This window comes from Geobacter hydrogenophilus (assembly GCF_018501225.1).
In the GTDB taxonomy this organism is placed as follows: domain Bacteria; phylum Desulfobacterota; class Desulfuromonadia; order Geobacterales; family Geobacteraceae; genus Geobacter; species Geobacter hydrogenophilus.
This window is the reverse complement of the sequence record NZ_JAHCZI010000012.1, coordinates 93,474-119,827: the sequence shown is the minus strand read 5'-3', so window position 1 is coordinate 119,827 and position 26,354 is coordinate 93,474. Positions and strand designations below refer to the sequence as shown.

25 protein-coding genes, 3 tRNA genes and 1 pseudogene are annotated in these 26,354 nt (G+C 55.9%); 5 read left to right on the top strand and 24 right to left on the bottom strand.

The window, feature by feature from the left end; all coding sequences use genetic code 11:
* Positions 1-63: 63 nt before the first annotated feature.
* The 15 genes from KI811_RS15730 to KI811_RS15660 all read right to left on the bottom strand — a co-directional run bounded on the left by KI811_RS15730 (position 64) and on the right by KI811_RS15660 (position 17,291).
* A complete protein-coding gene (locus tag KI811_RS15730) occupies positions 64-414 on the bottom strand; it encodes an RrF2 family transcriptional regulator (RefSeq protein ID WP_214187422.1) in 351 nt (116 codons plus the stop codon).
* An 80-nt stretch (positions 415-494) separates the two neighbouring features.
* A complete protein-coding gene (locus KI811_RS15725; protein ID WP_214187421.1) occupies positions 495-1,805 on the bottom strand; it encodes a peptidase MA family metallohydrolase in 1,311 nt (436 codons plus the stop codon).
* Positions 1,806-1,810: 5 nt separating this feature from the next.
* The gene (locus KI811_RS15720) at positions 1,811-2,104 is read right to left on the bottom strand and encodes a J domain-containing protein (protein WP_214187420.1); all 294 of its coding nucleotides are present in this window, start codon (positions 2,102-2,104) and stop codon (positions 1,811-1,813) included.
* A 65-nt stretch (positions 2,105-2,169) separates the two neighbouring features.
* Complete coding sequence (dxs, locus tag KI811_RS15715; protein WP_214187419.1) at positions 2,170-4,047, bottom strand: 1-deoxy-D-xylulose-5-phosphate synthase; 1,878 nt, start codon at positions 4,045-4,047, stop codon at positions 2,170-2,172.
* Positions 4,047-4,940 carry a polyprenyl synthetase family protein gene (locus tag KI811_RS15710; protein WP_214187418.1) on the bottom strand — a complete coding sequence of 298 codons (894 nt, stop codon included), beginning with the start codon at positions 4,938-4,940 and terminating at the stop codon, positions 4,047-4,049. The genes dxs and KI811_RS15710 overlap by 1 nt, the downstream gene beginning before the upstream one ends.
* Positions 4,941-5,004: 64 nt before the next feature.
* Complete coding sequence (locus KI811_RS15705; protein ID WP_214187417.1) at positions 5,005-5,235, bottom strand: exodeoxyribonuclease VII small subunit; 231 nt, start codon at positions 5,233-5,235, stop codon at positions 5,005-5,007.
* 54 nt (positions 5,236-5,289) lie between these two features.
* Positions 5,290-5,967 (bottom strand): YkgJ family cysteine cluster protein, encoded by a 678-nt coding sequence (locus KI811_RS15700; protein ID WP_214187416.1) that lies wholly within the window; start codon positions 5,965-5,967, stop codon positions 5,290-5,292.
* 62 nt (positions 5,968-6,029) lie between these two features.
* Complete coding sequence (pyrE, locus tag KI811_RS15695) at positions 6,030-6,578, bottom strand: orotate phosphoribosyltransferase (RefSeq protein WP_214187415.1); 549 nt, start codon at positions 6,576-6,578, stop codon at positions 6,030-6,032.
* A 17-nt stretch (positions 6,579-6,595) separates the two neighbouring features.
* Positions 6,596-7,996 (bottom strand): amidophosphoribosyltransferase, encoded by a 1,401-nt coding sequence (purF, locus tag KI811_RS15690; RefSeq protein ID WP_214187414.1) that lies wholly within the window; start codon positions 7,994-7,996, stop codon positions 6,596-6,598.
* A gap of 59 nt (positions 7,997-8,055) precedes the next feature.
* Positions 8,056-8,883 (bottom strand): phosphoribosylformylglycinamidine synthase subunit PurQ, encoded by an 828-nt coding sequence (locus KI811_RS15685; RefSeq protein WP_214187413.1) that lies wholly within the window; start codon positions 8,881-8,883, stop codon positions 8,056-8,058.
* A 1-nt stretch (position 8,884) separates the two neighbouring features.
* Positions 8,885-11,875, bottom strand: coding sequence for a phosphoribosylformylglycinamidine synthase subunit PurL (gene purL, locus KI811_RS15680; RefSeq protein WP_214187412.1), 2,991 nt, complete (start codon positions 11,873-11,875; stop codon positions 8,885-8,887).
* Entirely contained in the window at positions 11,876-12,958 is a 1,083-nt protein-coding gene (locus KI811_RS15675) for a mechanosensitive ion channel family protein (RefSeq protein ID WP_214187411.1), read from the bottom strand. It lies immediately after the preceding gene.
* Positions 12,951-14,246: an adenylosuccinate lyase gene (gene purB / locus KI811_RS15670; RefSeq protein WP_214187410.1), complete on the bottom strand. Its 1,296-nt coding sequence runs from the start codon at positions 14,244-14,246 to the stop codon at positions 12,951-12,953. Before purB ends, KI811_RS15675 begins: the two co-directional genes overlap by 8 nt.
* 73 nt (positions 14,247-14,319) lie before the next feature.
* Positions 14,320-15,090: an MBL fold metallo-hydrolase gene (locus KI811_RS15665; protein ID WP_214187409.1), complete on the bottom strand. Its 771-nt coding sequence runs from the start codon at positions 15,088-15,090 to the stop codon at positions 14,320-14,322.
* 128 nt (positions 15,091-15,218) lie between these two features.
* Complete coding sequence (locus KI811_RS15660) at positions 15,219-17,291, bottom strand: ATP-binding protein (RefSeq protein ID WP_214187408.1); 2,073 nt, start codon at positions 17,289-17,291, stop codon at positions 15,219-15,221.
* 224 nt (positions 17,292-17,515) lie between these two features.
* Here KI811_RS15660 and gap point away from each other — a divergent pair, with 224 nt between their 5' ends.
* The 5 genes from gap (at position 17,516) to KI811_RS15635 (ending at position 21,225) form a co-directional block, all read left to right on the top strand.
* Entirely contained in the window at positions 17,516-18,514 is a 999-nt protein-coding gene (gene gap, locus KI811_RS15655) for a type I glyceraldehyde-3-phosphate dehydrogenase (protein ID WP_214187407.1), read from the top strand.
* Positions 18,515-18,626: 112 nt separating this feature from the next.
* Complete coding sequence (pgk, locus tag KI811_RS15650; RefSeq protein ID WP_214187406.1) at positions 18,627-19,823, top strand: phosphoglycerate kinase; 1,197 nt, start codon at positions 18,627-18,629, stop codon at positions 19,821-19,823.
* A gap of 19 nt (positions 19,824-19,842) precedes the next feature.
* A complete protein-coding gene (gene tpiA, locus KI811_RS15645) occupies positions 19,843-20,598 on the top strand; it encodes a triose-phosphate isomerase (RefSeq protein ID WP_214187405.1) in 756 nt (251 codons plus the stop codon).
* Positions 20,599-20,682: 84 nt separating this feature from the next.
* The gene (gene secG / locus KI811_RS15640; protein WP_214187404.1) at positions 20,683-21,078 is read left to right on the top strand and encodes a preprotein translocase subunit SecG; all 396 of its coding nucleotides are present in this window, start codon (positions 20,683-20,685) and stop codon (positions 21,076-21,078) included.
* Positions 21,079-21,138: 60 nt separating this feature from the next.
* A tRNA-Leu gene (locus KI811_RS15635) sits at positions 21,139-21,225 on the top strand.
* 129 nt (positions 21,226-21,354) lie between these two features.
* Here the strand turns inward: KI811_RS15635 and KI811_RS18690 are convergent.
* From KI811_RS18690 to KI811_RS15585, 9 genes and pseudogenes are all read right to left on the bottom strand, one after another.
* Positions 21,355-22,074: pseudogene (locus KI811_RS18690) on the bottom strand (IS3 family transposase); the annotation flags it as partial.
* A 214-nt stretch (positions 22,075-22,288) separates the two neighbouring features.
* A tRNA-Arg gene (locus tag KI811_RS15620) sits at positions 22,289-22,365 on the bottom strand.
* 84 nt (positions 22,366-22,449) lie between these two features.
* Complete coding sequence (locus KI811_RS15615; RefSeq protein ID WP_214187401.1) at positions 22,450-22,965, bottom strand: adenine phosphoribosyltransferase; 516 nt, start codon at positions 22,963-22,965, stop codon at positions 22,450-22,452.
* Positions 22,966-22,995: 30 nt separating this feature from the next.
* The gene (locus KI811_RS15610; protein ID WP_214187400.1) at positions 22,996-23,976 is read right to left on the bottom strand and encodes a sigma-70 family RNA polymerase sigma factor; all 981 of its coding nucleotides are present in this window, start codon (positions 23,974-23,976) and stop codon (positions 22,996-22,998) included.
* 34 nt (positions 23,977-24,010) lie between these two features.
* On the bottom strand, positions 24,011-24,661 hold the full coding sequence (locus tag KI811_RS15605) for a protein-L-isoaspartate(D-aspartate) O-methyltransferase (protein ID WP_214187399.1): 651 nt from the start codon (positions 24,659-24,661) through the stop codon (positions 24,011-24,013).
* A 115-nt stretch (positions 24,662-24,776) separates the two neighbouring features.
* Entirely contained in the window at positions 24,777-25,535 is a 759-nt protein-coding gene (gene surE / locus KI811_RS15600; protein WP_214187398.1) for a 5'/3'-nucleotidase SurE, read from the bottom strand.
* A gap of 78 nt (positions 25,536-25,613) precedes the next feature.
* A tRNA-Pro gene (locus tag KI811_RS15595) sits at positions 25,614-25,690 on the bottom strand.
* Between the two features lie 13 nt (positions 25,691-25,703).
* Positions 25,704-26,054 (bottom strand): MerR family transcriptional regulator, encoded by a 351-nt coding sequence (locus KI811_RS15590; protein ID WP_214187397.1) that lies wholly within the window; start codon positions 26,052-26,054, stop codon positions 25,704-25,706.
* A gap of 22 nt (positions 26,055-26,076) precedes the next feature.
* The gene (locus tag KI811_RS15585) at positions 26,077-26,352 is read right to left on the bottom strand and encodes an integration host factor subunit alpha (RefSeq protein WP_004511650.1); all 276 of its coding nucleotides are present in this window, start codon (positions 26,350-26,352) and stop codon (positions 26,077-26,079) included.
* Positions 26,353-26,354 lie beyond the last annotated feature (2 nt).

The following is a 26,354-nucleotide window of genomic DNA, read 5'->3' as shown; positions in this document are numbered from 1 at the left end:
AGAGGGATACCATAGGTCCCAGGGTGGTACACTTTTCATTCCCGCTTTTGGGCCATTATTGCATTACCAGTGACACCGCCACACCGGATGGACGCCGCAGGTGCTGTCCCGTTCACAGGTCCCTGAACCGATCAGGCAGCGATTGGGCACAATCGGTCCTTCCACTGCCTCCACCACTTCGCGCAACGTGATCTTGGAAGCGGAACGGCCGAGCATGAATCCCCCCCCCGCTCCACGGAACGACTGAACAATGCCGATCTTGGCGAAATTCTGCAGTATCTTGGCCAGAAACGTCTGGGGCACACCCGTCGCTTCGGCTATCTCACTAATGAGCGCCACTTTCCCCGGCGGCAACTGGGCCAGATGAATGATTCCTCTGATTGCGTATTCGCCTTTTCTTGTAAGCTCCATCATAAATAGCACCTATAAGACCAGTTTAGTCTTTTTATACATAAAGACTTCTGGCCTGTCAACTTTTTTCTTGCACCTGATTTTCAAGACCGGGGGACTGGATTAGATACAGAGGATCCCTGCTTCTCGCCTCCAAACTCGCGCTTCATGTACTCCAGCCATTCACCGAAAACACCATCATAGGTAAGACTCAGATCGGCAAGGCCCTTGCTGATTGCCTCGTCGACCGTCAGCCCCTCTCCCAGACAAGCCAGGATGCCCCTTACCCGATACCACCCGTATGAGGAAACCATAAAATTTACCACCGCGTAACTCTGCTCATAGGCAAGGCGCACCTCGGTGCTCCCCAAGGAAGTGAATCCCCTTTCGAGTTTTCGCAAGGAAAGGTACCCGCCACTCCTGACTGCTCTCCCCAGCTCCGTCAGGGGAGGATTCAGCTCCTGCCTTCCCTGGAGTTCCGCGATTCCCTCATTCAGCCAGACAGGGCAGTTGCCCTTGGTCAGCTCACGCACGACGGCATGAGTATATTCGTGGCGCAGCGTTGCCCGCAACTCCGGCGTGATCTCCACAAGACCCCCGATGGGAATGCGAATCTTGCCATCGTAGAGCCCCCCCGACCAGTTGGGAGAGCGGGTCACCTCCCGGAAGTCCCGTTTCGTATAGAGAATGACCGAAACCCGCGCCTCGGGGAAGTACCCCAGGTCGGTGCCGACACTATTGTAGGCGGCTTCGAGAACATCGAGCACATTGAGGGCAATGCCGGTCTTCACTTCTTCCGAGTCGTAGGAGACGATGAAGCGGGAACTGTGACCCCGCTCCATACGAGTCTCCACGGCCTGCTCACGGCGCATCCTTTCCAGCAACTTCGCAAGAGAGGGATCCGATGGCGCCAGGGCGGCGGCCTTTTCCCAATATGCCAAGGCCTCGTCCGTTTCCCCCTCTTCATAGTGAATCCGGCCCAGGAAATAAAGGCCCTCGGCAGTCTCCCCTCCCGAATTCCGGGCCTGCTGGAGCTCATAGCGAGCCAGGGGGAAGTTCTTTGCCAAGGTAAAGGCGATACCGCGAAGGAGATGATACCGTGGCTCATCGGGGAAAAGCGCCAGGGCCTTTTCGAACTGTCCCGCCGCGTCGGCATAGGATTTCTTGTCCAGGAGCCTCTGGCCCTGGAGGGCGTAGGCAATGGCGAGGTTCCTCCTCAGGATCTGATCCGATGAGTAAAGGCTGTAAGCCTTTTCCAGTTGCTCGATTGCTTGTTCGATCTCACCCCGTTCGATGAGATCGACGCCGTATTTGTTGTGCACAAGGGGATCGGCTGCGGCAGCCGGGGAAAGAAGAGAGCCTCCCAGGAAAAGGAGGCAGAGCATCAAGAGGACGCAGGTCCGCAGGTTTCTCATCGGGATTATTTCGAGCCCCAGAGCGGGGCATCCGCGAACTGCATCCGAAGCCGTTCGTCGGGGTTCTGTTCGTAGAACTCCTCCTCAGCAAAAGAGAAGCGGTAGTTTTCGGCGTACTCGCGGATAATCCCGTAAGCGGCGTTCACCAGACGTATCTGTTCTGGGTCTCCCCCTCTCCCCGCCGAGTCGGGATGGTGGCGGCGCACCAGTTCCCGGTGCCGAGCCTTGATCTCCCGCAGTGTGACTCGGTCGGAAAAACCGAAGATTTCAAGGGCTCTGACGAGATCAGCATATCGCATTGCTCATAACCCCTTGGTGATATATCCCATAATCAAGAAAAAAGCCGGGAAATCCCCGGCTTCGTTTATCGCTTCATGAATGTTCGAACCCGAGCCGTTATCCCCGGGGCGTCGAGGCCATACTGGGCCCTCAGTTCATGCTGCTCTCCCTGCTCCACGTACCGGTCCGGGTACCCCAGACGGAGAACCGTTACCCCTTCAATCCCCTCTTCTTCAAGAAGTTCCAGCACCGCCGTGCCGAAGCCTCCCTGGATGACGTTCTCCTCAACGGTGATGAGTCTGCCGGTGGTTCGGGCCAGGCTGAGGATCAGGTCCCGGTCGAGGGGCTTCACGAAACGGGCATTCACGACGGCGAGGTCGATTCCTTCGGCGGCCAGGGCTTCAGCAGCTTCCCGGGCCGGGTAGACGGTGGAGCCGATGGCAAGGAGGGCACCGTCCAGACCTTCCCTCAGGATCTCTCCCTTTCCAATGGGAAGAACGCTGCAGGTCTGGTCAAGGGAAACCCCGTAACCGTTACCCCGGGGATAGCGGACAGCCGCCGGCCCGTCGTGCTCGATGGCGGTCAAGAGCAGGTGCTGAAGCTCGTTTTCGTCCTTGGGTGCCATGACCACCATATTGGGGAGATGGCGCAGATACGCGAGGTCGAAAAGCCCATGGTGGGTCGGACCGTCGCTCCCCACCACCCCGGCACGGTCAATGGCAAAGGTGACCGGAAGATTCTGGAGGCAGACATCGTGGAAGACCTGATCGTAGGCGCGCTGAAGGAACGACGAGTAAACGGCAAAGACCGGCCGGTATCCTTCGGCGGCAAGCCCAGCGGCAAAGGTAACCCCATGCTGCTCGGCAATGCCCACGTCAAAGAACCGCGTGGGGTAGTCGGTGGCAAAGGGGGTGAGACCGGTGCCGTCGGGCATGGCTGCGGTGAGGGCGATGACCCGCTCGTCTTCGACGGCTATTTTCCTGATGGCCTCGCCAAAAACGCCGGTGTAGGAAGCTGCGCCCCCCTTTCCTTTGATTACCTTGCCGGTTTCCACCTCGAAGGGGCCGACGCCATGGAACAGCGCCGGTTTTTCTTCGGCAGGGCGATACCCCTTCCCCTTCTTGGTCAGGACATGGATGAGAACCGCGTCGTCGAAACGTTTAACCTTTTCGAAGGTTTCCATGAGTCGGCCGATGTCGTGGCCGTCAATGGGTCCGATGTACTCGAACCCGAAGGCCTCGAAGAGCATGCCGGGGGTGAAGAGCCCCTTGAGGGATTCTTCGGCCCGCTTAGCCACCTTCAGGACCCCGCGACCGATCCGGTCGAGCCCGCCGAGGAACCCTTCCAGATCCTTTTTCATGGTGTGGACGAATTCGCTGGTGACGGTCCGGTTCAGGAAATTCGACAACGCCCCCACGTTTTCGGCAATGGACATCTCGTTGTCGTTCAGGACCACAACCAGGTCCTTGTTCAGGTGCCCGGCATGGTTGAGCCCCTCGTAGGCGAGGCCGCCGGTCATGGATCCGTCGCCGATGACGGCCACCACCTTGTTCCGCTCCCCTTGCAGGTCCCGGGCAACGGCAAAGCCGAGAGCAGCCGAGATGGAGGTGGAGGTATGCCCTGTGTCGAAAGCGTCATGGGGAGACTCGCACCGCTTGGGAAATCCACTGATGCCGCCAAGGGTGCGGAGGGTGGCGAACTGATCACGCCGGCCCGTGAGGAGCTTGTGGGCGTAGGCCTGGTGCCCCACGTCCCAGATGATCTTGTCGGTAGGGGAATCGAATACCCGGTGGAGCGCCAGGGTCAGCTCGACCACCCCGAGGCTCGGGGCCAGGTGACCGCCATTTTTGGAACAGACAGCAATAATCTTTTCGCGCAATTCGCCCGCCAGTTGCGCGAGCTCCCGCTGGGTGAGCCCCTTCAGGTCGCGGGGGGATTCGATGGTGTCGAGAATGGCCGTCATTACGATTTCCGGGCTACGATGTAGCGGGCGATCTCCCGCAGGGGTTCCGCTTTCTCGCCAAAGGGAGAAAGGGATTCGAGGGCCATGTCCACCAGTTCCTGGGCGCGGCGCTTGGAATCGGCAAGCCCCATGACCGCGGGATAGGTGGCTTTGCCCCGGGCCTCGTCGCTCCCCGCATCCTTGCCGATCTGTTCGGTGGTACCCTCGATGTCGAGAATGTCGTCGGCGATCTGGAACGCAAGGCCGATGGCCTCGCCGTAGCGCGTCATGGCCGCAAGGGTATCCCCTTCCGCCCCGCCGAGGATGGCGCCCGCCTTGACCGAGGCCTTCATGAGGGCACCGGTCTTGTGGGTGTGGATGTACTGGACCGTGGCCAGATCGATATCCTTCTTCCCCTCGCTTTCCATGTCGACCACCTGGCCACCGACCATCCCCCGGGAGCCGGCGCAGATGCCGATCTCGTGGATAACCGGAAGGATGCGGGCAGAGCCGACCTTTGCGGCGTATTCAGGCGAGCTCATGAGTATGAAGGCCTCCGTGAGGAGGGCATCGCCGGCAAGGATGGCGATTGCCTCGCCGAAAACCTTGTGGTTGGTGGGACGGCCACGCCGGAAATCATCATCATCCATGGCAGGAAGATCGTCATGGATCAGGGAATAGGTGTGGATCATCTCCATAGCGCACGCAGCGGGTATCGCCAGATCCGGGGCACCTCCCACCGCCTCGCAGGCGGCGAGCATCAGGACCGGCCGGATCCGTTTTCCCCCCGCGAAAACCGAATAGCGCATGGCACGGTGCACGGAAACCGGAAGGTCGGTCTCCCCCGGCAGGTAGCGGTCAAGGGCATCATCAACAATGGCACAACGTTCTTTGAGATAGTTTTTAAGGTCCATGGAAACTCGCTTTGCGTGATATCGTAAATTGGTAATACCGGGGAGAGGACTCTGCGGCCCCCTTTCAGTCATCCTCGAGCCGGAACGGCTCCTTGGCGAAGCTGCCGTCCTTCTTCTTGAGGAGTATTTCCACCTTCTTATCCGCCTCATCCAGCTTCTTCGTGCAGAAGGCGGCCATCTTGACACCCTCTTCGAAGGCTTTGAGGGAGTCGTCCAGGGACAGTTCCCCACTCTCCAGCCTGTTCACGACCTCTTCCAGCTTCTTGAGGGCAGTCTCGAATTTTTCTACGGCCATGGTCATCCTTTCCTACTAAAAAGAAGGCTTATTATACCGATTAGCCAAGGTGAGTCAAGGAGTTACGGCAAAATCAGCTGCGAACCGACGCCAGTCGAAGCGGGTGAAGTCGATGAGGAGGGCCGTGGGAATGAAGGTGTCCAATTCCCGAAACTCCCGTCCCAGGAGCTGTTCCGAGAATCTCCGGAAGAGTCGGACCTCTTCCTGGAATATCATCGTGAACTCACCCCGAAGCCCCCCATCGGCCAAGGGATCGTCGCCAACATAGTTGAGAGTACACCACTCATCGTGCAGCACCTCGCCCGTCAGATCCACGAGGGGAAGGCCATGGAGCCGGCAGGTCATCGGACGGGACCCGTAGACGAGACATCTGCCGTCTTCCCCCAGAAGCGGACAGGGTGTTTCGTCGTCATCGGGCATGAGAAGTTCCCACTCCTCCTCGGGGCGGTAGTTGAGGATATAGGGGTGAGCGAACTCGGGCCAGGGCCGCTGGAGGCCGGCAAGGCGCTCCCGACACATGATAAGCACTTTTTCCCGCGTAGCCGCTTCGAGCCGGTCAAAGCCATCCTTAAGGAGCGCCGCGTCGAGGAGCGTGATGTCGAAGAGTCCCCGACAGCACTCGGAACACCCTTCAGCGCAGCGGATGTGTTCGCCGGATCGGGCAATGCAGCGGCTGAACCAATGATCTACATCAGAAAGCAGTCTGCGGTATTCGTCGAGAACCTCGTTCATATCTCCTCAAAAAAAGAAGGCGGGGGACTCCCGCCTTCTCTGCGCAATGCACTAATCGTTTTTCAGGCCACAAGCTGGGACTTGGTGAATATGCTCCTCAGCCAGACCCCTTCCGCCTCGATGTTCTCGCGGCCACCCTCTTCCCGATCCACAAGGGCGACGATGCCGAGCACGACCAACCCCTCCTCCTCGGCCCGCCGTACCGCTTTCATGGAAGAACCGCCGGTGGTGACCACGTCCTCGACGATAACGACCCGCGATCCCGGCGGAAGATTCTTGCGTCCCTCGAGCCACTGGCCCGTGCCGTGCCCCTTGGGCTCCTTGCGGATAATGAAGGCGTGCATGGGACGCCCGTCAAGGTACGCCGCAATGGAGGTGGCGGTGGCGATGGGATCGGCACCAAGGGTGATCCCACCTACTCCCTGCACCCCTTCCACATCCTTGATCGCTTCATAGAAGAGCTTACCGACCAGGAGTCCCCCTTCGGCATGGAGAGTAGTCTGCTTGCCGTCAAAGTAGAAATCGCTCTCGCGGCCCGAGGCGAGGATCACCTTCCTTTTCTCGTAGGAAAGTTCGATAATTATCTGCTTCAAGCGCTCCCGGTCAGTCATGGTCGAATCTGCTCCTTTCAGAAGAGGTCCAGCTGGGGCGCAGCCGCCAGCGTGGGGAATGTAATGGGATAGTTGCCTGAGAAACATGCCTTGCAATAGGGATTCTTACCGGCCCCCACAGCTTGCAGAAGCCCCTCCTCCGACAGGTAGCCGAGGGAATCAGCGGTGATGTAGCGGCGAATCTCCTCAATGGTGTGGGACGAGGAGATGAGCTCCTTCCGGGTCGGGGTATCGATGCCGTAGTAGCAGGGGTAGCTGGTGGGAGGAGAGGAAATCCGGACGTGGACTTCCTTTGCGCCGGCGTTGCGGACCATCTTGACGATCTTGCGCGAGGTGGTGCCACGGACGATGGAGTCGTCGATCACCACGACCCGTTTCCCCTCCAGTATCTCGCGCACAGGGTTGAGCTTAATCTTGACCCCGAAGTGGCGAATCGACTGCTGGGGTTCGATGAAAGTCCGGCCGATGTAGTGGTTGCGGATGAGCCCCAGTTCGAAGGGAAGTCCCGCTTCCTGGGCGTAGCCCAAGGCCGCAGGCACCCCTGAATCGGGAACCGGGATCACGATATCGGCATCCACCTGGTGCTCCCGGGCCAGTTGCCGGCCAAAATCCTTCCGGACCATGTAGACGTTCTTGCCAAAAATGTAGGAATCGGGGCGGGCGAAGTAGACGAACTCGAAGATACAGGGAGCCGCCTCGTCCTTCTTGAGGGGGAAGTGGGAGGTGATGCCGTCCTTGGTGATGACGACCACCTCTCCCGGCTCGATCTCCCGGACGAACTCAGCCTCGATGAGGTCCAGGGCGCAGCTCTCCGATGCCACCACCCAACCGTCGCCCAACTTGCCGAGGCAGAGGGGTCGAAACCCCTGGGGGTCTCGGGCAGCCACCATGCGGGTTTCAGTCAGGAAGAGGAGGCAGTAGGCACCCTTCAAACGCCCGAGGGCTTCGGCGATGCGATCTTCAAGGGCGTTCTGCTTGGAGGTGGCCAGAAGATGCAGGATCACCTCGGTGTCCATGGTGGTCTGAAAGATGGAGCCCCAGGCCTCCAGTTCGTCCTTGACCATCTGGGCGTTCACCAGGTTGCCGTTGTGGGCCACGGCGATGGAACCCCGGGAATAGTCAACCTTGATGGGCTGGACGTTCTTGGTGACCGAATCGCCGGTGGTTGAGTAGCGGACGTGTCCTATGGCCGCCTCACCCGGGAGATTGCGGAAAATCCCCTGGTCTCCGAAAACATCGGCCACCAGTCCCATGCTCCGGTGAACATGGAGGCTTCGCCCATCCGAGGAGACGATGCCGCAGGCTTCCTGCCCCCGGTGCTGAAGGGCGTAAAGGCCGAGGTAGGTCAGGTTCGCCGCCTCGGGATGACCGTAAATACCAAAGATACCGCACTCTTCCGTTGGTCTGTAAAGCTTCATTCCGTCTCCATGCACGAAATAAGCGGCTGCACAGAGGCAGCCGCCTGGTTTGAGCGGTCTTACAGCAGATTCATTTTTACATACTCGGCAGCGTTCTTGAAGAGGACAAGGCCGTCCCCTTCCTCAGGGAGTTCCTCGCGGGTCCAGCGGGGATGTTGGGTCCGATGGACGAAGGCTTCCGGGTGGGGCATCATCCCCATGAGGCGGCCGGTCTCGTTGCAGAGGGCCGCGATGGCGTTCACCGACCCGTTGGGGTTCAGGGGAAATTCCATGGTGGGGGCGTTGTAGGCGGCGTCGGAATATTTGAACACCGCCAGATGCTTTTCTTCTATAGCGGCAAGGGTAGCCGGGGCATCGACGACAAACTTCCCCTCGCCGTGACGCATCGGGAGGTAAAGCCCCTTTTCCACTCCCTTCGTGTAGACCGAGGGAGAAGTTGAATCCACCTTGAGATAGACCCAGCGATCCTGGAAGCGGCCGCAGTCGTTGAAGGTCAGCGTGGCGGTCTGCTTGAGATAGGCGCCGTCAAGGGCCGGCAGAAGCCCCATCTTCACCATGAGCTGGAAGCCGTTGCAGACCCCGAGGATCAACTTTCCCGCAGCGATGAAGCGGGTTAACTGGTCGATGAGATGTTCGGCCAGATCGTCCACTTTCGCGTACCGGAGACGGTTGGCCTGGGCCTTGGCGCTCCCCAGGTCGTCGCCGTCGAGAAATCCGCCGGTAAGATTGATGAAGTGAAAATCGTCCAGCCGGATATCCCCTGACAGGAGGTCGGAGATATGCGCTATGACCGTCTCGTCGAAACCGCCGAGCCTGCAGGCGTGAGCCGCCTCCACTTCGCAGTTGGTACCGTTGCCGGTTATGACTATTGCACGCGCTTTTGCCATGTTACAGCTCCCTCAGCGGGCTCTGCCACGCTTCTTTCAGTTCGTCGATTCCCGCCTTGACCACCGTTGCACCGGAAAGACCCGTAACGGTCACCGTGCCTTCCCCTGTCACCTCACCGATGCAGGCAAAACAGTTCCCTGCCATGATCGACTCGAAGTCGTCGCGATTTTCGGGCCGTACTGTCACCAGGTGCCGCGATGCCGACTCGGAGAAGAGAAGGGCCGTATCGGTGCGAGCGGCGTCGTCACCCTTCCAGAGGACTTGGCCCAGATCCGCGGAAATGCCGTAGCCGCCGGCAAAGGCCTTTTCGGCAAGGGCCACGGCGAGACCGCCGTCGGAGAGGTCGTGACAGGAGGCCACGAGCCCGTCGGTGATAGCCTGATGGAGAGCTTGGTAGCGCTTGAGGGCCTTCTCGGGGTTCACTGTCGGCACACTGTTGCCGATGGCACCCTGCAAGGCCAGGTATTCCGAGCCACCCAGCTCATTGCCGGTCCTCCCCAGGAGATAGACGATGTCGCCGGGGCGCTTCACATCCATGGTGACGCTCCTGCGGGCGTCCTCGATCTTGCCGATGACCGAGAAGAGGATGGTCGGCGGGATGGATATTTTGGTGGCCCCGTCGTAGAAGTCGTTCTTCATGGAGTCCTTGCCGGAGATGAGCGGAATGTTATAGGCAAGGCAGACGTCGTAGAGGGCTTGGTTTGCCCGCACCAGTTGGGCCATCTTGTACTCACCGTCGGGGGTCTTCTCCGACGTGACCGGGTCGCACCAGCAGAAGTTGTCGAGGCCCGCCACAAGATCAAGGGATCCGCCGACTGCCACGTAGTTCCGTAGTGCTTCGTCGATGGCGTTGGCGGTCATGTGGTAGGTGTCGATGTCCGAGTAGCGGGGACAGATGCCGTGGGCAACCACCACCCCCTCGAAGGAGTCGAGGATTGGGCGGACCACCGCGGCATCGGAGGGGCCGTCGTTGGCCACGCCGGTGAAGGGCTTCACGACGCTTCCCCCCTGCACCTCATGATCGTAACGGCGGACCACGGATTCCTTGGAGCAGATGTTGAGGGAGCCGAGGAGGGCCTTCAGGTCCGCGGTGTAATCGCCCTTGGCCACCACAGTTGGCTCTTCATGGCTGGGCGGCGTCCACTTGGCCGGAAGCTGCATCGGGGGAAGTCCCTCGTGCATGAACTCCATGGGAAGCCATGCCACGGTGCGGTCGCCGTAGAGGATATGAAAGTAGCCGCTGTCGGTGAACTCGCCCAGCACCGTCGCCTCGACGTTGAAGCGCTTCGCCATTGCCAGGAACTCGTCGATCTTCTCGGGGGGCACCGCGAGGCTCATCCGCTCCTGGGCCTCGGAGATGAGGATCTCCCACGGGTCGAGCCCCGGGTACTTGAGGGGTGCCTTTGCCAGGTCCATCCGGCAGCCGCCGCACTCGCCCGACATTTCGCCGATGGACGACGAAAGCCCGCCAGCCCCGTTGTCGGTGATAAACCGGTAGAGCCCCTTGTCCCGGGCGCGGATCAGGAAATCGAACATCCGTTTCTGGGTAATGGGGTCACCGATCTGGACCGCTGTGACCGGGGAATTCTCGTTCAACTCCTCGGAGGAGAAGGTGGCGCCATGGATGCCATCCTTGCCGATCCGGCCACCGGTCATGACGATCAGATCCCCCGGCTTGATGGACTTCTCGTGGGCCGGTTCACCGTTCAGGGTGGCAGGCATGATTCCGGCCGTGCCGCAGAAAACTAAGGGTTTTCCAGCAAAGCGCTCGTCAAAGACGAGGGAGCCGTTCACCGTGGGGATGCCGCTCTTGTTGCCGCCGTGCTCGACCCCCTCCACGACCCCCTCAAAGATGCGGCGGGGGTGGAGAAGCCGCGTCGGCAGAGGCTTGTCGTAGAACGGATCGGCGAAGCAGAAGACATCGGTGTTGAAGATGAGCTTCGAGCCCTTGCCAGTGCCGAAGGGGTCCCGGTTCACGCCGACGATGCCGGTAAGGGCCCCGCCGTAAGGGTCGAGGGCCGACGGGGAGTTGTGGGTCTCCACCTTGAAGACCAGGGACCAGTCGTCGTTGAACCTGATGACCCCGGCATTGTCCTTGAAGACCGACAGACAGAAGTCGTTATCTCCGAGCTTTTCCCGTACGTCCTTGGTAGTCCGCTGGATGAATGACTTGAAGAGGGATTTGATCTCCTGCCGGTTCCCCTGCTCGTCCTCGTAGTGCACCGTACCGGCGAATATCTTGTGCTTGCAGTGCTCGGACCAGGTCTGGGCCAGGCATTCCAGCTCCACGTCGGTCGGTTTCGCTCCGAGCCCCTGGCTCCGTCGCCCTTCCTGAACCTTCGGATCCCGGTAGTGGGCCTGGATGATCTTCATCTCCTCCAAGGTCAGGGCAAGAACCCCTTCCTTGCTGATCCTCATCAGTTCCTGGTCGGAGACTTCCAGATCGATGTCCCTTACCTGGGCTTTCGTTTCGCCCTGAACCTTGGGAATGTAGGCCGGCACTCCGCCCTGCGCAGCGAACTCGGTCACATCAAGAACCACGAATCGTTGGATCAGGGCGTTGCCGAGGAGGTCCCGGGCGATCCGCTCCACGTCGGTGCGGGAAAGCCCTCCCTTCAGGAGGTACTGGACCGAGGTGTAGACCCCCTCCCCTGCCTCCAGGGGGCGGCCAGTGATGTATTCGATTGCTTCCCGGCCGGTGCGCCCCACGTTATCGGTAACCCCGGGGCGGTATCCCACCTCCACGAGGAAATCGAAGCCGGCAGCCAGGGGACGGTCGATGCTCCAGACCTGAATGACCGGATCGCAGAAGGGCTCCGATGCGGCTTTGACAAGCTCATCCTCGGAAAGCTTAGCATCCACGGTGTAGACGTCGATGGTCCGCACCGCGTCCACCGGCAGATGGAGAAAATGCTCGATCTCTCGCTTGATCCGCTCGCCACGCGCGTCGCGGACGCCTTCTCTGAGGGCAATCTCGATTCGTCTCGCCATTTAGTTTTCCTTTTCCAGGAACACGGTCCGTATCGGGTAGGGTATGGTGATGCCGTTTTCCCTGAACCGGTTGATGATATGCTCGTTGATGATGTCAGTGGTCGCAAAGACCCGCGTATAGTCTTCTACCCAGAAGAAAAGGGACATATTGAGGGCACTCTCGCCAAAGGAGACGAAAAACACCTCCGGCGCTGGATCATGGAGCACCTCGGGGGCACTGAGGGCCGCTTGAACCATAATCCCCTTGACCTTCTCCACGTCGCTCTCGTAGCCGACCCCCACATTTACCCGCCCCTTGGCTCTCACGTCGGGAAACGCCAGATTGATCAGGGTCGTATTGCAGAGTTCCGAGTTGGGGATGACGAGCAGGGTATTGTCGACGGTCTTGATCTTGGTGGTGCGCAGGCCGATATCGATAACATCCCCCCATTGGCCGGAGGTAAGCTGAATCCGGTCGCCAATCCGGAAGGGGCGGTCAACCATGAGAGTGAAACCGGATATCATGTTGGCCAGGGTATCCTTGGCCGCCATGCCGATGGCGAGGGAGCCTATTCCCAGGGCCGTCACCACCGAAAAGATGTCGTAGTCGAAGTGCCTGAGCGTCACCATCAGGGCGATACCCACCAGGAATATCGTGACGATCTTCTCAAGGGGGGGGATTATCTGCCGGTCAACCCCTGCGCCGTGCCGCTCGGCGAGCTTCGCACCATACCATTCGAGGAACTCCGCAATGGCCCGTTCGACGATGATGGTAAGGACAATGATGTTGAGGATATAGACCGCCCCCGACGAGACCAGGTGAACCTTCTCGGGAAACGGCAGGGACCTCACCGCATAATAGAGACCGGCGAAAACCACCAGCAGGCTCGCCGGCGGCGTTACTCGCTCTATAATCCGGTCATCCAGACCGGTGCGCGTAAACGCGGTCAATCGAGGAACCCAGGTGGTGAGAATGTAGCGGACCACCTGGGAAAGACCCCAAAAAAACGTGAAAATGACAACGGCTACGAGGATCTCCTTCAACCAGAAGAGAAGGAGGTGATCTGACTCCTCGAGCCGGAGGAAATTGAGGATGTTATCCACCAAAGACCCTCGTGAAGATGGTGCCCACATGCTTCAGGTGATAGTTGAGGTCAAAGGCCTCGCGGATTTCCTCTTCGGGAAGAAAGCCACGCACGTCGGCATCGGCCAGAAGTTCTTCCTGGAAATCCTTCCCCTGCTCCCAGACCTTCATGGCGTTACGCTGGACAAGCTCATAGGCCTTCTCGCGGGATGCGCCCGCATTGGCCAGCTTCAGGAGCACCCGCTGGGAGAAGATAAGCCCCCGCATGAGGTTGAGGTTACGCATCATGTTCTCGGGGTAGACGACGAGGTTGTCGATGAGGCCGATGCAACGGTTGAGCATGAAATCCATGACGATGGTGGCATCGGGGCCGATGACCCGCTCCACCGACGAGTGGGAGATGTCTCTCTCGTGCCAGAGCGGCACGTTCTCCATGGCCGAAACCGCGTAGCCCCGTATGAGGCGGGCCAGGCCGGTCAGGTTCTCCGAAAGGACGGGGTTGCGCTTGTGGGGCATGGCCGAGGAGCCCTTCTGCCCCTTGCTGAAGTATTCCTCCGCCTCCAGGACTTCGGTCCGCTGGAGATGGCGAATCTCAACAGCGAATTTTTCGATGGAGCTGGCAATGATGGCAAGGGCCGAGAAGAACTCGGCATGGCGGTCCCGCTGGATCACCTGGGTCGAGCAGGGAGCAGGCTTGAGGCCGGCCTTCTTGCAGACGTACTCCTCAACACGCGGATCGATATTGGCGAAGGTACCGACCGCCCCGGAAATTTTCCCGTAAGCAATGGTTTCACGGGCAGACTCCATCCGGCGGAGATTGCGCCGCATCTCGTCGTACCAGAGCGCCATCTTGATGCCGAAGGTAACCGGCTCGGCGTGGATGCCGTGGGAACGCCCCATCATAGGCGTATCCCGGTGCTCGAAGGCCCGGCGTTTGATCACCTCCATGAGGCGCTTGATGTCATCGATGATGAGGTCGGAAGCCTCGGCCAGGAGCATGGCAAAGGAGGTATCGAGAACGTCGGAGGAGGTAAGACCCAGGTGCACGAAACGGGAATCGTCGCCGATGTAGTCGGCCACGGAAGTAAGGAAGGCAATGACGTCGTGCTTGACGGTCCGCTCGATCTCGTCGATCCGCTCAACATCGAAGTTGGCCTTCGCCCTGATCCGTTCAACGGCCTCATGGGGAATATTGCCCAGTTCGGCATGGGCCTCGCAAGCGAAGATTTCTATGTCGAGCCATTTCTGATAACGGTTGCGTGCTTCCCAGATGCGGGTCATTTCAGGACGGCTGTAGCGTTCGATCACAGTGCATTCTCCTTCGTCTTTGGCAAAATAACAGGACCGGCGCTCGATGGAGCGCCAGCCCTCGATAGTGTTGTCAGAGGGTCAGCGTTTCACTGGGGCGGTATTGGTCCCCGACGATGAGCCGGGGCGAGCAGGTGGTCTGGGCGACCAGAAGATTCTCCGCCACTTCCTTAGCCACGACTGGGTCATTGTTGACCTCGGAGAGGTGGGCGAGGAACAGACCGTCTAGGCCCGGATGGAGTACCTCGGCAAGAAGTGCCGCCGAATCGTTGTTGGACAGATGGCCATGACGGGACTTGATCCGCTGCTTGAGATGCCAGGGATAGGGGCCGCCCATCAGCATCTCTTCATCGTGGTTCGACTCGAGGACAAGAACACGGCATCCCTTGAGCTTGTCCGCCACAAGCCGTGTCGCCGTGCCGAGGTCAGTGGCGACCCCCACCTTCCCTTCCTTGCTTTCGATGGTGAATCCCACCGGGTCACAGGCATCGTGGGTTATGGGGAAAGGATCAATGAGCAGATCCCTGAAGCCGAACGAATAGCCCGACTCGAATTCGACCACTGCGGCGTCACCGAATCCCTGCCGAACCTCATGATGGGTCGGGTAACTGACATGGACCGGCAACCGGTATTTCCGGGCAAGCACTCCGACCCCTCTCACATGATCCACGTGCTCGTGGCTAATGAAAAGCCCGTCGAGGTCAGCAGGTTCAACTTTGATAACGGCTAGGCGACGGACAATTTCCCTGGCTGAAAGACCGGCATCGATAAGAACCCTGGTCCCGTCCGATTCAACAAACAAAGAATTTCCCTTGCTTCCGCTGGCAAGCAGACAGACCCTCACAAACCCTCCGTCCATCGGTTGCAGGGATACCATTCCCCAGCGCTCAATAAACTAAAATTTTATACCGGAAAGGATGCGTATATTCAAGGCTAAACACGGAAGATTTTTCTAATGAGCCAACAAGGGAACTACTTGAGAAGGTTGAGATAATCGATGGTCCCGTCACCGGTTATGGGATTGAGAGGCAACACGATGTGAAAGGTGGAGCCGGGAAACTGGTCGGGGTTGTAACCGGGTGATTCAACCCAGATTTCACCGCCATGCATTTCCACTATTCCCTTGGAGATTGAGAGCCCGAGGCCGGCCCCACGCGACTTGAAGGCGACTTTTCCCGAGGAGTGTTCCTCGATATTTCCCGCCTCATAGAACTTGTCAAATATTCTGAGCTGGTCGTCGATATCGATGCCAATGCCCGTATCAGACACGGTTATCTCCACATAGAGATGCTGGTCCTTGCCGATATTGACCAGCGACTGGACCGGATCCACCGTTGGAATCTGCTTGGAACGCAAAATATACTTGGCTCGCGTGGAGACCATAATCCGTCCTCCATCGGGAGTGAATTTGATGGCATTGCCGATCACATTCGAAAGGAGCTGCATGAGTCGAACCGTGTCACCCTTAATGGCCGGAACAGCATCATCAAGCTCGAGAACCAATTGTTGCTTGCGCATGGACACAAAAAAGCGGAGTTCATTCAGGGAATCCTCCACCAAGCGATTCACATCAACCTCGTCGAGTTTCAACTGCAACCGTTTCTCGTCAATCATCGAGACATCGACCATGTCCTTGACGATGTTGTCGAGTCGGTTAGCGGCGCCGGCAATGTTGTTCACCATGTCGATGATATTGGGATCGACCTGGCAGGGCGGGTCCGTCAGAATAAGCTCCGCATATCCCATGATAACAGTGAGGGGCGTCTTGAGCTCGTGGGATGCTATGCCGAGGAACGAATCCTTCATTTTGTTGAGTCGTGCCAGATCGGCTGCGCTCTTTTCAAGGTTCAGCAGAATTTCTCGCTCACGGGTGACGTCACGGATGATGGCCTGAATCAGTTTTTCCGCACCAATGGTGACAATATTGGCGTGAATAAGACCGACAACCAACTCTTGCCCCTCTCTGACAAACTTTATCTCTTCCGCTACATGCTTGCCTGTTCCCGCGACCTGGAAAAAATTATAGACAATCGAGGAATTCTGGGTTCCCACCAGTGCGAGCATGCGGCTAAGGGATAATCCGACAAGTTCAGCCGCATCATGGCCGAAGAAGTCTTCAGCCATCTTGTTGACCATCTTGACCATGTCGTTTTCGTCAATGACGACAATGGCGTCACTCGCATCTTCGAGAAGTGATTTGTAGAGTTCCTCCGATTTTTCCAGGTCGAGGCTCAGGCTCTCCAGTTTGAGATACGAGGAGTGAAGGTCGTTGTGGATATTTTCCAGTTCCTGATAATTGCTCCGTATCTCCTCTTCGCGATTCTTGAGGGTATCAGACATAAGGTTCACGCTGCTGGCCAGTTCATTGAATTCGTAAACAGGCAATTGCTTGATCCGGTGATTGAACTCTCCTTCCGATACCTTCCTGACACCAGCCAGAAGAGCAGCAATGGGCTGGCCGATGTTTCGCTTGACAAAAATCACCACCAACGAGAATGAGGCCAGGAAGACAACCGCAAGAAGGAGTAGCGAACGAATGACAATCGCCTGTACCTTCGCGGACACGACATGCACCGAAAAACCAACGTGTATGAGGGCGACTTGCTTTCCGTCAGGGGAGCGAACCGGCGTAACTGTATCGTAGTAGGAACCATCGTCACCGATGAGGTGGATGTTCTGATCGAGGCGGGTTGTAAATGCCCTTCGAATAATATCGAAACGGATGTTCCGGTAAACAGGATCGTTCAGGTGAAGGATATTCCCTTCACTGTCAGTAACAATACAGTAGGCAATTTCAGGACTCGATGCGACAACCTCGCGACATTTATCGTTCAATCCCTCGATGTCTTTGACATCGATACCGAGCCCCACCACCTTCTCCAAATTCGCCTGCAGAGATGAACCGAGGCTTTGAGACCTCATGATAAGGGCCTGAATGTAGTCCCTTCTGAACCCCACGATATCCATACCTGAATTTGCGGTAATCGTGAGAAAAAGAATAATGAATGCGAAGATGATTATTCTTTTTTCAAGAGTTTTTTTCATAAATTAAATTGATTATTCGATTGGTTAGGCTTTTCAAGCGGATTCATACTATCACATTTCCTCAAAGCAATAACCTTTAAAATTCAACCAATACATCTCCAAGAGCAGATGCATTGGCAAGTACGGACAAAAAGGTTGACTCGTAACAAATTACTTTATTATTATGTCAAAGTTTACAATTAAAGCCGTCCAAGGCTAACATATCAAACCAACAGGAGGGTTCAATGGCTCTAAGGGTTGCAATCAACGGTTTCGGTAGAATCGGGCGTTCCGTACTCCGTGCGGCAATCAAGGAGAAAGGTATCGAGTTTGTCGCTATCAACGACCTCACCGATGCCAAGACCCTGGCACACCTGCTCAAGTATGACTCTGTTCACGGACCGTTTCCCGGCAAAGTCGAAGCCGGCAATGGTGAAATCATAGTCAACGGCAAACCGATCAAGATCCTTGCCGTAAGGAATCCTGAGGAACTCCCCTGGAAGAAGGAAAAGATCGATGTGGTCCTCGAGTCGACCGGCCTGTTCACCTCCCGTGAAAAGGCCGAACTTCACCTGAAAGCAGGCGCAAAGAAGGTAATCATCTCCGCTCCCGCCACCAACGAGGACATCACCATCGTCATGGGGGTCAACAGCAACCTTTATGACCCCAAGAAGCACAACATAATCTCCAACGCTTCCTGTACCACCAACTGCCTGGCGCCGGTTGCCAAGGTGCTGCACGAAACCTTCGGTATCGAAAAAGGCCTGGTAACAACCGTTCACTCCTACACCAACGACCAGCAAATTCTCGATCTACCCCACAAAGACCTGCGCCGTGCCCGTGCCGCCTCCATGTCCATGATTCCGACCTCTACCGGCGCGGCCAAGGCAGTCTCCCTTGTTCTGCCCGAGTTGAAGGGAAAACTGGACGGCATGGCAATTCGCGTCCCGACCCCCAACGTCTCGGTCGTTGACCTCGTTGTTACCCTTTCCAAGAAGGCAGATGCCGACAAAGTAAACGCGGCGCTCAAAAAAGCCTCCAAAGGTTCCCTCAAGGGTGTTCTGGGTTTTTCAGAGGAACCCCTCGTTTCCATCGATTTTAACGGCAATGCCCTCTCCTCCGTCGTTGACGCCGGTTGCACCAAGGTGATTGAGGGGAACATGGTCAAGGTCCTTTCCTGGTACGACAATGAAACAGGCTTCTCCCACCGTGTCGTTGATCTCATGAAACTCATCGCACAATAACTATCCGAACCCACAGGGGGGAATTCATTCCCCCCTTTTTTTATCTTCAGCCTGTCATCTTTCACCTAGTCGCACGAACTTTCATTTTCACAGCGCTTTCAGGAGGGTACTCATGGCAATTCGCTATATCGACGAAATCGAAAATCTTAAAGAGAAAAAGGTATTTATAAGGGTTGACTTCAACGTTCCCCTGGATGAACACCAAAATATAACCGAAGACACCAGGATCCGGGCCGTCCTTCCCACCATCAACTTTGCCCTTGATGCAGGCGCCAAGGTAATTCTTGCATCCCACCTGGGCCGCCCAAAGGGCGAGCGTAAACCGAAGTATTCTATGGCTCCGGCGGCCAAGCGCCTCTCGCGCCTGCTCAACAAGGAAGTGCAACTGGCTCCCGACTGCATCGGCGATGAAGTCAAGAAGGTGATCGACGCCATGAAACCGGGCGATGTCCTTTTACTCGAAAACGTCCGTTTTTACGAGGGAGAGGAGAAAAATGACGCCGACTTCGCCAAGGCCCTGGCCAACGACTGTGAAATATACATCAACGATGCTTTTGCCGTCTCCCACCGAGCCCATGCATCCGTCGAAGCCATCACAAAGTTTTTCCCAGTCGTCGCTGCCGGTTTTCTCATGAAAAATGAGATGAATTATTTTGAGAAGGCAATGCAACAGCCCATCAGGCCGTTGGTCGCCATCCTCGGCGGGGCTAAGGTTTCAGGAAAGCTTGAGGTTTTGGAAAACCTGGTCAACAAGGTAGATAAGATTATTATCGGTGGAGGAATGGCCTTCACTTTCCTCAAGGCCCTCGGCTATAACGTCGGCAAATCGCTGGTGGAAGAGGACCTGCTGCAAACCGCTCTCAATACATACACCAAGGCCCGTGAAAAGGGCGTGAAGTTCTATCTGCCTGTCGACTGCGTTGCGGCCGACCGCTTCAACCCCGAGGCAGAAACCAAGGTGACGACCATTCAGGAAATCCCCGAAGAGTGGATGGCCCTTGACATCGGACCGGCAACCGTAACACTCTTCACTGAAGCGCTCCAAAATGCCAAAACCATTATCTGGAACGGACCCATGGGAGTATTCGAGATGGATGCCTTCTCTCGCGGAACCTTCGCCATGGTTTCAGCCGTAGCAAACTCTTACGCCCTCACCATCGTCGGAGGCGGTGACACCGATTCTGCAGTTCACCGTGCTGGTGAATATGCGAAGATCAGCTATATCTCCACAGGTGGCGGCGCATTCCTGGAACTTCTTGAAGGGAAGCATCTTCCCGGCGTCAAAGTGCTGGAAGAAAACGGCAAGTAGATAATAACGGAGTGACTACATGAGAACACCGATTATTGCTGGCAATTGGAAACTTTTCAAAAAATGCTGCGACGCACAAGACTTCGTTGCTAAGCTGATCCCACTCGTCCAGAAAACCAGTGACGTGGAAATCGTTATTGCGCCTGTATTTACCGTTCTTTCTACCGTTAAACAGGCCATTGCGGGCTCCAACATAAAGCTTTCTGCCCAAGATTGCTTCTGGGAAGAGGAAGGGGCCTTCACCGGCGAAATTTCTCCCGGCATGCTTGTGGACGCCGGATGCAGCCATGTTATAATTGGCCATTCCGAGCGAAGGCAGTATTTTGGAGAAACCGACGAAACCGTCAACCGGAAGATCAAGGCGGCCATTGCAGCAGGCCTCACGGTCCTTTTCTGCATCGGTGAAACACTTGCCGAACGTGAAACAGACAAGACCTTTGAGGTTCTCCGGACCCAGGTCGAGAATGGTTTGGCCGGACTCGCAAGGGACGACCTTGCCAAAGTCGTAATTGCCTACGAACCGGTCTGGGCAATAGGGACCGGCAAAACTGCCACTGATGAGCAGGCACAGGTAGCGCATGCATTCATCCGCAAGGTCGTGGGCGAACTGTTTACCGTTCAGTTAGCTGAAGCGATTCGTATACTCTATGGCGGAAGCGTCAAACCGGAAAATGTCAGGGGACTCATGAATCAACCTGACATCGACGGCGCTTTGGTGGGTGGGGCGAGCCTCAAGGCGGACTCATTTGGAGCAATTGTCAACTACAAAGCGTAAAATGCCACGGTTGATTCTCTATTGGCATTTCACGAATGATGTGCTATTAGTTTTAGGTTGCTACGTTCACTGGAGTTACGCCTCATGACTATTCTACTCACGATTCTTCACATTCTGGTATGCATTGCACTTATCGCGATCGTCCTGCTCCAATCGGGCAAAGGCGCAGAGATGGGGGCGTCTTTTGGCGCAGGGGGAAGCCAATCTGTATTCGGCGCGGGTGGAGGCACCACGTTCCTGAGCAAGCTCACGACCGGTGCAGCCATCATCTTCATGCTCACCTCTCTTACACTTGCCTATCTGTCTGGACAGTCGGAAACCTCTTCAATTATGCCGAAAGGAACGGTCGCCCCCGCACCCCGGAAGGCAGCAGCACCGTCTACCACGCAACCGGCTGGCACCCCGCAGGCGCCAGTCCAATCGACACCGGCGCAGCAGCCATCTCAGCGTCCCTCTGAGTCGGCCCCTCAGACAAAATAAATAAAGGCAACAAAAAAGTATTGACCTTTAAGAGCCGACAATGATATAAAACTTTTCCTTGCCGAAGTGGTGGAATTGGTAGACACACCATCTTGAGGGGGTGGCGGGCAATAGCTCGTGCGAGTTCGAGTCTCGCCTTCGGCACCAATTAATAGCGAAACCCGTTGATTTTTCAACGGGTTTTTTCGCGTTTTACAAGGCTCTTTTGCGGCTGGTACTGTAGTTGGTACAGTCAGGGGAGCCTTTTATGTTATTGAAACGGGGTGCTACCTACTATTGTCGGGTGTGGGTTCCCATGACTACAGCCAGGAACGACCAGCCCTCAAAGGTACGGATGGAGGTAGTGTCCGTCACCCATGCCTGATTGGGCTGCTGAACATAGAACTCCTGCTGGAAGTGGTTCTCGGCAAGAATGGCGACCTTTCCGCTTTTATAGCGTGGCTTGTTGTAGCCGACTTTGGGCCTTCAGGCCCTCTTGTTTCATCAGCCGGGCAACTCGGTTCTTGCCGCAGGTTTCTCCGACTTCGCGCAGATCCTTATGGATCTTGCGGTAGCCGTAGACACAACCGCTTTCCAGCCAGAACTGCTCGATGAGTCCCAACAGCCGTTCGTCATCTTTCTGTCGTGCCGACTTGTGCTGTTTGAGCCAGGCGTAGTAACCACTGCGATGAATCCTTATCATGTGGCACAAGTTACGAAGTCCAAACTCGTCTTGATGCCTGGATAAAGGCATACCTCACCGGGACTCTTTGGCGAAGTACGCGGTGGCCTTTTCCGTGACGCGCTTCAGTTCTGCGCGAAGACGTCTAATTTCGGCCTGCTGATCGTTCAGATTGGCTGTATGTTCTGGCCCCTTGCCGTACTTTTTAACCCAGGAAATAATGCTGTGTGTGCTTAGCCCAGTCGACGGGCTACATCGTAAACGGAATGGTCACGTTCGGTGATTTGCTTTACTGCTTCAACCTTGAATTCGTTGGTGTAACGCTTGTCGCTCATGCTCCCTCCTCAAGTCACTTTTTATAACTCAGGAGTGTCTACGTTTCTAGGGGCGATTCAGTCAGATGGGATATCTATACGGAAGTAATAGATACCATTGCGGAGATATACCTGCTCTCGAAAAGAAGAAAGCCCTTGCAGGTGAGGTCTCATAAAGGGTCTCACTTTCTACAAAGGCTTTTTGAAGCTAGCTAAATCAGCTAGTTATATATACTGGCGTCCCCGAGACGATTCGAACGTCCGACCCCTTCCTTAGGAGGGAAGTGCTCTATCCAGCTGAGCTACGGGGACAAGCAGCTTGTTTATAGCCCACCGCACTTCGCTTTGCAACTCTTTTCCCTATGAACACACGGGATTCAAGCCGCAGATAGTCGTTCAAAAGGTAAGGAGTGAAAAGACCTTCCCGTCCGGCAGTTTCTTCCTTCCACCAAGAAAATCGAGTTCTGCCAAAAAGCAGCATTCTACAATTTCACCGCCAAGATCCCTGACCATATCGACAACAGCGGACATGGTCCCTCCAGTAGCAAGAACGTCGTCGGCAATGAGCACTTTCTCTCCCTTCCGGATGGCGTCAGTATGAATTTCCAGGGTGTCAGTGCCATATTCAAGTTGATATGTTTTACTGAAGGTTTCGGAAGGAAGTTTCCCCGGCTTGCGCACAAGAACCACTCCAGCCCCAAGCTTGTACGCAAGGGCTGCACCTAGGATGAACCCCCGGGCCTCAACCCCCACTACCTTGTCTATCTTCTCCCCCACGTAGCGGTGAGCCAGCAGGTCAACCATACGCTGAAACGACTTCGCATCTGCGAGAAGCGTAGTGATGTCCTTAAAGACAATCCCCTTTTTGGGAAAATCGGGTACATCACGTATTATATTTTTGAGTTCGTCCATCCCCTACCCCTCCATAAAATTCAAACACAATCACTCGATTGCGCTTCCGTCACTGTTATCGATGTATTTTCTGAGCTTTTCGAGAGATTTCGCCTCTATCTGGCGAATTCTTTCACGAGTAACTCCAAAGCTTCGCCCGATAGTGTCAAGGGTCTGAGGCTCCTTGTCGTCAAGCCCGAACCGCAGGGTAAGAATCTTTTGCTCGTTCTCTGAGAGCGACGCAAACCATTTGGAGACAATCTCATACTTGTTCAGATCTTCAAGCAGCACCGCCGGTGAAACCGACGAGGTATCCTCTATGGTGTCGATAAGGAAATAATCGCTATTCTCTCCCATGGGCCGTTCAATAGAATAGGTTTTCTTGAGTAGAACCATGAGGCGCCGAATGTATGCCGAGTTGACATTCATCTCGGTTGCCACTTCTTTGACCGTCGGTTCCCGGTTGAACCGATTGACCAACTCCCGGGTGATTTTGAGCATCTTGTTGATGTCATCGGAGACATGTACCGGAAGCCTTATGGTGCGCGACTGATTCACCAGTGCCCGCTCAATGGACTGGCGTATCCACCAGGTAGCATAGGTGGAAAAACGACACTCCTTGGACAGTTTGAAGCGCTCAACGGCCTTGATGAGCCCCATGTTTCCCTCTTCGATGAGATCAAGGAACGGGAGCCCGCGATTGATATACCGCTTGGCGATCTTGACCACGAGACGCAGATTGGACTCTATCATCTTGTCGCGGGCGGCTTTGTCGCCCTTTGCAATCCGGCTGGCAAGAACCTTTTCCTCATCGGCCGTGAGAAGGGTTGTTCTCTGTATTTCCCGGAGGTAAAGCTTGATCGCGTCGTCAAAGTGTTCCACTTCGACGACTTTTATCTCTTCCTCCTGTTCTTCCTCTTCCTCCGCTTCCTCATATTCGAAGGAAGTTGGCTCCGGCTCCAGGAAATCGTCAGGTTGCCGCTCGGCGTGTTCTTCAGGTTCAACGGCTTCCTTTTCGAGAAAATCATCCATGTTCTTCCCCGTTCAGCAAAGCAGATTTAACCGCTTACTCTTCTGTACCCCATCCGTATTTGCCCACCAGTTTAACGAATCTGCATCCTGTTACATTTTCTCTGTCGAGAGAACCATCTTCCTGCTTGGTAATCCTGACAAGAATCTGCTCAAACTGATTCCCTACTGGAATCACGAGCCTTCCACCAATGGCAAGCTGTTCAACCAGTTTATCCGGGACATCCGGGGCTCCAGCTGTAACGATGATGGCATCAAAGGGGGCTTCTTCCTCCCAACCGATGGTCCCATCAGAAATTTTTATGTTCACATTCAGGAGTCCGAGAAGATCAAGTGCCCTACGAGCCTTGAGCGCCAAGGGCCGGATCCGCTCAACGGTGTAAACGCGATCTGCGAGGGTTGCAAGTATTGCCGCCTGATACCCTGAACCAGTGCCGATCTCTAGCACCTTCTCCCGGCCCGAAAGCTCAAGCAATTCGGTCATGAGAGCAACCATGTAAGGCTGCGAGATAGTTTGCTTCTCCCCAATTGGAAGCGGGGTGTCGCTGTAAGCTTGGGCGGCCATCGCCTCTTCGACAAAAACGTGACGGGGGACCTTGAGCATCGCCTCGATAAGGCGCCGGTCCTTCACGCCACGAGAGACAATTTGCGTTTCAACCATCCGTTTTCGTGCGATGTCAAAATTCATCCAAATCCCCTGTTTTAGCTGAAATGCAGACTATAACAGACCGCCCCAGTCCTGTCCAGCGTTAGGACAAGGGCCTATCCTGGGGTAACGCCGATATACATGTTGCCTCAATCCTTCACAAAGTCATTTCTGAAAAGTCCCATGTTTTCAGCATGGTGAGGGAAGCATAATTGGTGAGGTCGAGGTGCAGTGGCGTTATCGAGACCAAACCGCGCTTCACGGCGTAATAATCGGTACCCTCCAGATCACGGAACTGCAACGCACCATTCCCGATCCAATAATAGTTGCGACCGCGGGGATCAGTTTTTGTAACAATTTTCCCTTCGTAGTCCCTTTTACCCTGAATGGTCACAACAGCGCCTCCGAGCTTTTCCAGTGGGAGGTCGGGCACATTGACATTTAACAGGGTATCCGGGGGGAGGCCTCTTTCGGACGCAATCCGAACAAGCCTGGCAGCGAAAGTAGAGGCGGCCGCATAGTTATCCCCGCGGCCAGAGGTGACAAGCGAGACCGCCAACGCGGGAATCCCCATGAGCGTTGCTTCCATGGCAGCGGAAACCGTCCCCGAATAGGTTATATCATCCCCCATGTTGCCACCGCAGTTGACCCCCGATACGACTATATCGGGTCTTGAGCCGAGGAGCGTATGGATACCAAGGTTAACGCAATCTGTTGGGGTTCCATCCACGGCAAAAAACGCCGGGCGTATCTCAGAGGCCCGCAAAGGATGGTGAAGTGTCAAGGCGTGCCCAACGGCACTCCGCTCGCGGTCGGGCGCAACAACAACCACATCACCGATGTTCCGCAATGCCTCTGCAAGCGACCGTATCCCCGGAGCCCGAACTCCGTCGTCATTCGTAACAAGAATTTTCATAGTTTCCTCAAAATGTTCACACGGAAAGCCGATAAAAAAATAGACGGTTTCGGAGTCCGAAACCGTCTACGGTGAAAATGGTCGGGGCGACTGGATTCGAACCAGCGACCACCAGACCCCCAGTCTGGTGCGCTACCAGGCTGCGCTACGCCCCGATATCTGTTACTGCTACAACATAAGGCGAATTGTTTCCAACTCGTCCCGCACTTCTTTTACTAAACTCAACAGTCTATGTACGTCCTTTGATTCAGACAGTGTTGTTTCGCCACTTCTTGATGTTGCCTTCAGTTTCTTACGAGCGCCTTCTATGGTAAGTTTATCAACATAGAGGAGACGCTTTATCTCCAAGAGGAGTTCGATATCCTGCTTAGTGTAAAGACGTTGACCGGTTCTGCTCTTAGGCGGACTCAAATCCTTGAACTCAGTCTCCCAGAACCGGAGCACTGAGGTCTTGAGCGCTGTCAATCGCGCAACCTCACCGATCCTAAAATACTGTTTATCGGGAAGCTTCGCTTCCACCTTCCCTCCGGGGAAGAACCTCTCAGGAATTGATAGAGGACTTGAGAACCTGACTGGGCTTGAACGTGAGAATCCTGCGGGCGGAAATGATAATCTCATCGCCTGTCTGGGGATTGCGGCCACGCCGGTCAGCTTTTTCCTTAACGACAAAGTTACCGAAACCGGCGATCTTTATCTTTTCACCATTTTCAAGGGTTTCTTTGATCAGACCAAAGACCCGCTCAACAAGTTCAGCGGATTCTTTTTTGGAAAAACCCACCTTCTCGTAGATCTGCTCGACAATATCTGCCTTGGTCATAT